Source organism: Desulfovibrio aminophilus DSM 12254 (genome assembly GCF_000422565.1).
GTDB lineage: Bacteria > Desulfobacterota > Desulfovibrionia > Desulfovibrionales > Desulfovibrionaceae > Aminidesulfovibrio > Aminidesulfovibrio aminophilus.
This window is the reverse complement of the sequence record NZ_AUMA01000027.1, coordinates 1-3,433: the sequence shown is the minus strand read 5'-3', so window position 1 is coordinate 3,433 and position 3,433 is coordinate 1. Positions and strand designations below refer to the sequence as shown.

The following is a 3,433-nucleotide window of genomic DNA, read 5'->3' as shown; positions in this document are numbered from 1 at the left end:
TTGGATGGGGTTTGGATGGGGTTTGGATGGGGCGGGGGGCCGGCGCAGGCCCTGGCCCCCGCCGGCAATGAAGGAGGGGGGGCCAGGGCCCCAGGAAATGCCCCTCTCGCGCGCCCGGAGGGGTCTAAGCTGATCCCTGGCCGCCCCGGCCATGGATGGGGCCAGGGCGCAACTCCTCTTCATCAAATCGTTGACTGAAATTTTGCCTCAAATTCAAGGCAGAAAGCGACGTTTGTCCTAGATAAGTAACGATTCGCTGGAATGGCTGTGGGTTGAAAAAATGTTCTCTTCAACGTATAATTAAATAATAAGCTGGGGAGATAAAAAAATGTCATCCAACTGGCCGGAAATATTCAAAAAGGCGAAAGACGGGACCATCACGGCCGAGGCCGCGCGAAAGGCCCTGCGCGCAGGCGAAGGGGAAAAGTTGCTATCCACAGGCGACTTGGCGCGGGGCCTAGATCTGAATCGGATAGTCGTTCAACGAGACCTCCTCAAGGGCAAAATTCCTTCCGCTGTCCGCATCGGCCGGGCTTACGCCTTCACGGCCCAGGCCGCCCTGGAGTATTATCTGGAAAAGCAAATCGGCGGAGGGAGGCCGGCAGCGTAAAAAAATGAGGCCTGCCACTATGTTGTTGACTTAATGTATGCTTGAGCGTACTATTATTTCAACAACAAGGAGGCAGAACATGGCCGAAATGCAGGCAAGAGAAAAAACAGTTTTGGGGGGGTTCAAGCTCAAGGAAGTTCTCCCCCGAACGGCTTCAGCCTACGTTGAGATTTCAGGCTTGGAGCGCCTGGGATCGTTTGATTTCTCGAACGCCCGAGTCCATTCAGCCACAACCGAGGCCCGTGAAGCCTTGAGAAAATACATCATTGGCCGGGGTGCCGAGATCGAAAAAGAAATGTGCGAGAAAAACGCGGGCTGGTTCCCGGTGAAGGTCAGCCAAAAGGAGAGCAAAACGGGCGCGAGCGTCCAATGCTCGATCTTTTGCCTGTTCGAAGACGAGGAAGAAATACGGAAAATGCACGGGGGGGAGTGCCGGAAGCATAGCTGTACCTTTTGGGCTCCAAAATCCCAACTGCACCAGGAAGGCCGCAAGCACTACTGTCCGGCTTGGCTCGTGAAAAATGGCCTGGAAAGGACGACTGAGAGAAGCAGCAATAGGTTTAAGGTCCGCCGCATTCCCGTCCCTCCTCAGGTTTGGCCTTGCGGCCTCAAGGAGGCATGGATTGAGGCCCACCTGTCGCAGCTTCCCAGCGAGGAGGAGATTGCCCGGGTGGCCCAAGAGCAGGAGCGCCGATGGGCCGAGGCCAAGAAGGAAGCCGAGCGCCAGGCCGAGGAGGCCCACCTGGAGAAGGAACGGCGGAAAGAAGAGGACAGGAAGGAAGCCGCCAGGCTGCAAAAGCTGAAAGAAAAGCGCCGGGCGGGCATGGAATGCAAAAAAAACGTAAAAATAGAGTACAAAGAGTCGGTGAAGAAGCAGGTTGGAAGATTTGAAAGATTTGTGGCCGAATGGTACGTGGCCGAGGATGTGGATCTCTATTTTTCCGGCCAACGAGTTTATATCGTCTTCGAAGACGGACAAGAAATTCGAAAAAGCAGGCTCAACGTTCGGATCATTGAACCTCACCCGGCGTAAGGCCCAGCCTGAACTCCGGTCCCAGACACGAAAAAGGCCGGTGTGGATCAACCATCGGCCTTTTTCGTGTCTGAGATCTTCGGCGGCTCGTCCGAGTCCCCTGGGAAAATAAGGAAGAGAACCCCCAGGGATGCCCCTCCTGAAGCCTGGAAGGGGGTCAGGCTGCGTCGGGCGGGCGGAGGCCAAGGAAGTGGTTGGGGGCGAGGCTCCACTTCGTGAAATCGCGGGCCGGAATTTGCCGCGAATCCGAGGCAAAAAGTGGCGTTTGTCTTAGAGGCAGTTGGGGTTATTGGGGAGCTATTTCGCCCTATAAAGTCCCCTCCACAAAAAAGAGCCCCCATGGGGGGCTCAGGATGGGAAAAGACGTTACCCTGCGCTCCGGGGGCAACCCTAGCCTAGAGGTTTAGCTTGAGGCCCACGAGGTCGGTCACAATCTGCGGGACGATATTCTTGTACTTTTGGGCCAATGCCGCATTGACCTTGGCCTGGGCGTCGGGGCCGGAGAGCAGCACTTCATCCAAAAAGATGCGCTCGGTGTAAACCTTAGATGAAGATGGCTTTCCGTCTCTGTTGAATCCAGGCAAAGGCTTGCCATCCTTGTTGAAAAGATAGAGTTCAACCTTGACATCAACCACAGAATCAGAATCATTCAGCAGATAAGTACAGGCGCTCACGGTATATCCATTGTGCTTTCCCTTGTCAGGAAAAACAAACAGATTGGGATTATCACGCGACGAAATTTCGCCAACCGAATAATTGCTGGCTTTCAATGCGTCATGCAAAATCGGCGTCAAAATATCCGCCGTGTTCAAGTACATACCCTTGACGCTCTGCTTCTTGGCCCCCTTGTTGAAAGCCGAGCTGGCTGCTGTGGGGGATACGACCACGGCTTCCGACGAATTGCCCACAGAAAAAACATTGCTGTACATCAATGCCTGCTTGCTACCGCCAAGCCCGGCGCAGCCGGCCAGGATCGGCAGAAGCAGCATAGAAATCAACATCACGATTTTCTTCATGTTCCGCATGTGTGGTTTTCCTCCTTCCTTGCGGGAGGTTGGCCTCCCTAGAACTGAAGTTCAAGGCCCGCAAGATCGCTGGCGATCTGCGGGACGATGTTTTTGTATTTTTGAGCCAACGCCGCATTGATCTTGGCCTGGGCGTCAGGGCCGGAGAGCATCACCTTGTCCATAAACACGGTGGCGGTGTAATTTTTGTCGAACCTAACCTGAGCGATTTTCCAGCCTGACACAACATCAAAGTTGGCATATCGCCTTGTTTTTGTTTACAATCACATCCAGTCACTACGTCATGAACGTTTCACCCATTTGGTGGAGGGCTGGATGTCCAACTCAAAGAGAACCAAAGCAAAATTTATCGACGATGTCCAGGTCACGAACGACTGTCTGACAAGCCGGGCCGGGCTCAACCTCTTTGCTCGCTACATCCGTGGCATTGGTCTTTTCCCCCACATCAACCGCCTTTTCGGCTCCATGCGCAAGAACCCCAAAGGCACGCCCATCGATGAGCTTTTCAAGCAGGTGCTCTGCTTCCTCTTCGACGGCACCAGTCGACACCTGGCCCACTTCGATGTCCTGGCCAAAGATCCCGGCTATGCAGCCGCCATCGAAACAGACATCAATGGCATGGCCTCGTCGCATACCGTCAAGCGGTTCTACCAAGCGTTCTCCGCACAACGGACCTACCTGTTTCGTCGTTTGTTGCAGCACCTTTTCCTCTGGCGACTCAACCTGTCTCGCCCAGAGGTGATCGAGCTGAACATCGATACCATG

General features: G+C 54.4%; 4 protein-coding genes and 1 pseudogene. 3 read left to right on the top strand and 2 right to left on the bottom strand.

Annotation, left to right across the window (positions count from 1 at the left end; genetic code table 11):
- The first annotated feature begins 328 nt into the window (after positions 1–328).
- Both H587_RS0112490 and H587_RS0112485 read left to right on the top strand, forming a co-directional pair.
- The gene (locus H587_RS0112490) at positions 329–610 is read left to right on the top strand and encodes a hypothetical protein (RefSeq protein ID WP_027176547.1); all 282 of its coding nucleotides are present in this window, start codon (positions 329–331) and stop codon (positions 608–610) included.
- Positions 611–689: 79 nt separating this feature from the next.
- The gene (locus tag H587_RS0112485; RefSeq protein WP_027176546.1) at positions 690–1,643 is read left to right on the top strand and encodes a hypothetical protein; all 954 of its coding nucleotides are present in this window, start codon (positions 690–692) and stop codon (positions 1,641–1,643) included.
- Positions 1,644–2,038: 395 nt separating this feature from the next.
- Here the strand turns inward: H587_RS0112485 and H587_RS0112480 are convergent, their stop codons facing one another.
- On the bottom strand, positions 2,039–2,668 hold the full coding sequence (locus H587_RS0112480) for a hypothetical protein (RefSeq protein ID WP_027176545.1): 630 nt from the start codon (positions 2,666–2,668) through the stop codon (positions 2,039–2,041).
- Between the two features lie 38 nt (positions 2,669–2,706).
- Complete coding sequence (locus tag H587_RS21285; protein ID WP_281167641.1) at positions 2,707–2,832, bottom strand: hypothetical protein; 126 nt, start codon at positions 2,830–2,832, stop codon at positions 2,707–2,709.
- A gap of 151 nt (positions 2,833–2,983) precedes the next feature.
- Between H587_RS21285 and H587_RS0112470 the strand changes: the two are divergent.
- A pseudogene (locus H587_RS0112470) lies at positions 2,984–3,433 on the top strand (IS1380 family transposase); the annotation flags it as partial.